4 protein-coding genes are annotated in these 4,320 nt (G+C 57.2%); 2 read left to right on the top strand and 2 right to left on the bottom strand.

Annotation, left to right across the window (positions count from 1 at the left end):
* Positions 1 to 192: 192 nt before the first annotated feature.
* Both SMC5_RS02140 and SMC5_RS02135 read left to right on the top strand, forming a co-directional pair.
* Complete coding sequence (locus SMC5_RS02140) at positions 193 to 660, top strand: redoxin domain-containing protein (protein WP_207798974.1); 468 nt, start codon at positions 193 to 195, stop codon at positions 658 to 660.
* 16 nt (positions 661 to 676) lie between these two features.
* Positions 677 to 1,264, top strand: a complete 588-nt coding sequence (locus tag SMC5_RS02135; protein WP_119119404.1) for a nitroreductase family protein — start codon at positions 677 to 679, stop codon at positions 1,262 to 1,264.
* 48 nt (positions 1,265 to 1,312) lie between these two features.
* On the opposite strand, the gene SMC5_RS02130 is transcribed toward SMC5_RS02135, so the two are convergent.
* Entirely contained in the window at positions 1,313 to 2,179 is an 867-nt protein-coding gene (locus SMC5_RS02130; RefSeq protein ID WP_119119403.1) for an alpha/beta fold hydrolase, read from the bottom strand.
* A gap of 209 nt (positions 2,180 to 2,388) precedes the next feature.
* Positions 2,389 to 4,320: PAS domain-containing hybrid sensor histidine kinase/response regulator (locus SMC5_RS02125; protein ID WP_133299143.1), on the bottom strand; the 1,932-nt coding region annotated here is incomplete at its 5' end.

Below are 4,320 nucleotides of genomic sequence, written 5' to 3'. Positions count from 1 at the left end.
TTACTACATTGGTCACGAATGAGATAATTTATATTGTAGTACAAAATGTTCGAACTTCATGATGACATCAAGCAGCTCGATCTGAGACCGTAGGGATCGCCAGACCTGTCGCGTTGACATGGGTGACGCATGAGGCCATACTAAATTAACGTTCGGTCGCCCAGCGACCGATAATAAATACAGGAGGATCATATGGAAGAGATCAAACGAATTGCCGTCGGCGATATGGCGCCCGACTTTACCTTGAACGACAACCGGAAGCGACCCATTCACCTGGCGGACTACCGGGGCAAGAAGGTCCTGCTGTCCTGGCACCCTCTCGCATGGACGAAAGTGTGTGCCGAGCAGATGAAAGCGCTCGAAGCTCATCTCGCGGACTTCTCTCGCCTCAACACGGTCGCGCTCGGCATGAGCATTGACCCCGTTCCGTCGAAGAACCAGTGGGCCAAGCAGCTGCTGATCGCTGAGACCATGCTGCTGTCCGACTTTTGGCCTCACGGAGGCGTGGCGCGCACGTATGGGCTGTTCCGCGACGTCGAGGGCTTCTCTGAGCGTGCCAACGTGCTCATTGACGAATCGGGCAAGGTTACCTGGGTGAAGGTCTATGCCATCCCCGAGCTGCCCGATATCGATGAAGTACTGGTGCACTGTGCAGAGTGATCACTTGGAGGTACCTATGGACGTAAAGAATGCTATCGAGGCCCGCAGGGCATATCGTTCTTTTGACCCTGTGGCTATCACTGACGATCTGATCTGGGACCTGGCCCGTGCCGCAAGCCTCTCAGCGTCGTGTTTCAACAACCAGCCGTGGCGATATGTGTTCGTTCGCGATTCCGACGTACTGGCGAAAGTGTGCACGGCAATGACGAAGGGCAACCAATGGACGGAACGAGCCTCCATGATCATCGCTGTCTTCAGTCGGCCCGAATTGGACTGTGTCATCAAGGACCGCGAGTACAACTGGTTCGACACAGGTATGGCGACGGCTCTGCTCATCCTGCGAGCGACCGAGCTGGGATTGGTTGCACACCCGATTGCTGGTTTTCGTCCAGATGAGGTGAAGCCAATGCTGGGAATACCGGAGAACATGAGACTGCTGACGCTGGTCATTGTAGGCAAGCACACAACGGTCCCCAACCCTATTCTCTCCGACAAGCAGTTACACGATGAAAGTGAGCGGCCGCCTCGCCTTCTGCTGGAACGGATCGCCTTCATAGACAGGGTGCCGGACGGAGCACCAGTCGGAGAGCCTATCCCTCACTGACCGCCTGGTTCAACCATGTCTGTCGCAACAGCATGGTGGACTCGCGCGTCAGGACACGAGTTGTTTCAGGATCTCCTCTGAACGGGCGAACAGCAAGGAGTGCCCTTCGTTGGCATACCATCGTGTCAGGGTATGAGGAAGGAGAGATGCAAGTTCTTCCGCCATGGATGGGGGAGTGATGATATCTTCGCGCCCCTGCCATATCTGAATCGGGTATGCGATTTTTTTCAGCGCGAGGCGCCAGGAGCCAGGATAGAGAGCCAGTTCCTGTGCGGCGCCGGCGACACCCTGCCTGAACGCTTCGGTCAGATTCGTACGGAGCATATCCTTGATGTCCGGTCGCTCGAGTACGGACTTGTCCGCGTCGGGTCGTTCCGCTGCTATACGGATCAACAGTGAGGGGAAGTCTGCCTGCACCTCCTGCATGCTTTGAGCGAACATGCGGCGAGCAAGCCAGGGGAAGCGCGCTATTGAGACGAACATCCGTCGCTGATCAGCATTCATTGACAGGCGAACAGCCTGGTTGTGAAGGGGAGAAATGCCTGAGACGATCCCGGCAGCGGTCAGTCTCTCACTGATGCGGTCTGCACATGCGACGACGTAGGGACTGCCTCCTGAAGTACCGAGAACTGCGAAATCGTAGATACCGAGGTGTACAGCAAGCTGGACGACATCGTCCGGCCAGCCCGAGAATGAGCGTCCACGTTTGGGATCTGAAAGACCGAAACCGGGCCTGTCGGGCGCGATGAGTCGAACACCGACTGCCTGTGCAGGGGCGTCCAGGGCGATGCCCTCGAGGCGTGACGCCGGAAATCCATGGAAAAAGAGTACCGGTATCCCTGATGGGTCGCCAAACTCCGCATACCCCAGGGCGCGTCCATCCACGAGTTTGATTGTCTGATCGGTCAATGCCATCTGCGCCTCACTTAGCTCGGAGATGTGTCTGCAAATCTCCAAATCTTGAGTTTACCATGAAGCGACAGCCAATCAACTGTCATATGGCGAACGCAGTCTGTGTGAACCGTCGGTCGCCCCCCGCACCGGGAGCCATGGTGCGTCTAGTCAAATGACAAGAGCTGGCCGCCACTTGCAACTGCAGTCGGGGTTTCTACCCGGCAGCCCGCTCAACTTTTGTGGAGCAGCTCTTGCACCTTTTCCAGCAGTTCATGCAGCTCGTAGGGTTTGGGCAGGAATTCCTGCACGGCCCCCTCCTCGAGCATCTGCCTGACGATGTCGTTGGAAGTGTACCCGGAGGTCAGCAGGATGGGGACCTTCGGGTCCAGGGCCCGGATGGCCTGCACGACTTCGCTGGTCGTCATGCCCGGCATAGTCATGTCCAGCAGGATGAGCCCAATGCTTACAGGGTGCTCCCGCAGGATGTTCAAGGCCGATGTCCCGTCCGGTGCCGTCAGGACCGTATATCCACTCCTGCTGAGGAGAGCCTGAGCGACCGCACACACGATTGGCTCGTCTTCGACCACCAGAATCGTTCCGCTGCCTGCATTCACAGGGAGGGGACTGGGAGTGACGGACTGGATGGATTCCTCCAGGCATCGAGGGAGGTAGATATCGAAGGTCACCCCGACACCTTCCATGGATACTGCCGTGATCCAGCCGCCGGCCTGCTTGACGGCACCGTAGACGATGGAGAGCCCCAGTCCCGTGCCGGATCCCACCGGTTTCGTCGTGTAGAAGGGTTCAAAGAGATGCTGCATGACCTCCGCAGACATCCCGGAACCCGTGTCACTGACGCTGAGATGGACGAACTCACCCGTGCGTGCATAGGGGTGTTCGTGGACATAAGCCGCGTCGACAGTCTCGTCCCTGGCGCGTATCGTCAGCGTCCCTTTGCCCTTCATGGCATCGCGTGCGTTCACTGCAAGGTTGAGCAGGATCTGCGTCAACTGCGACTGGTCCAGCAGGACGTTCCATGCTGTCTGCTCGTGGTCACGAACGATCTCCATGGTGGCAGGCAGAGATTGCTTCAATAGTGTCAGAGTCACATCGAGCGCGGCCGCGATATTCATGGGCACCGGCAGGATCATGGCACTGCGGCTGAAGGTCAGCAGTCCTTTCGTGAGATCGGCTGCCTGACGGGCAGAGGTCTCGGCTGCGTTCAGGTTCTCCAGCAACGGGTCAGCCGGGGCCAGGCTGCTGCGCATGAGGGCGATGTTGCCCAGGATGCCGGTCAACAGGTTGTTGAAATCATGGGCTATGCCACCTGCCAGCTGGCCGATGGCCCCCATCTTCTGGGACTGACGGAGTTGAGCCTGCATTGCTTCCTTGTCTGCTTCCGCACGTTTACGCTCGGTGATGTCTTTTACAATATGAACGAGTGAGGTAACATGTCCTGATTTATCCTTTAGTGGCCATGCTTGTAAAGAATAGAACCTCCCTCCCTGCTCATAGTCGCTGGACCCTTCCAGACCGGTTTCGATGGCTTTACTGCACGGGCAGACGGGGATAGGACATGTGGTCCCGTGTACCAATTCATAGCATTTACGACCGATAATCTCACTACGAGGAAGATTTAGCGCCCTCACTCCTGCTTCATTGATTGCCAGAAATGTGTGTTCAGACGAGATCAGGCAGACTATATCGGAAATAGCGTCAATAGCGACTCGCCATCTATCCACAGAGTCTTGCAGCGCCTCCTCAATCTTCTTGCGGTCCGTGATGTCTCTGCTGACACCCAGCGTTCCTGCTACCGAACCGTCCGGCGCGCGCAGGACAACTTTCTTGGTTAGGAAATTGCGGAGCTTGCCATCAACACCCACAGCAGTGAACTCGCCCTCGGTCGCACCTCTCTCGATGGCAACACGGTCATTGGCCACATACACCGCGGCTTTCTCGGGTGGAAAGCACTCGGCATCCGTCTTGCCGATGATGTTACCTTCAGCACTGGGGTCAGCGTGAAAGTACGACTTGCTGGCCGCGACATAGCGTCCTGACGCGTCCTTGATCCACATTGGGTCCGGCGAAACCTCCAAGAACTGACTCCACTGCAGCTGTGCGACCTGCAGCTTGTCCTCTGCCTGCTTGCGCTCGGTGATCTC

It is taken from the genome of Candidatus Cryosericum odellii, assembly GCF_003570935.1.
GTDB lineage: Bacteria > Caldisericota > Caldisericia > Cryosericales > Cryosericaceae > Cryosericum > Cryosericum odellii.
This window is presented reverse-complemented; position numbering and strand designations above follow the sequence as displayed.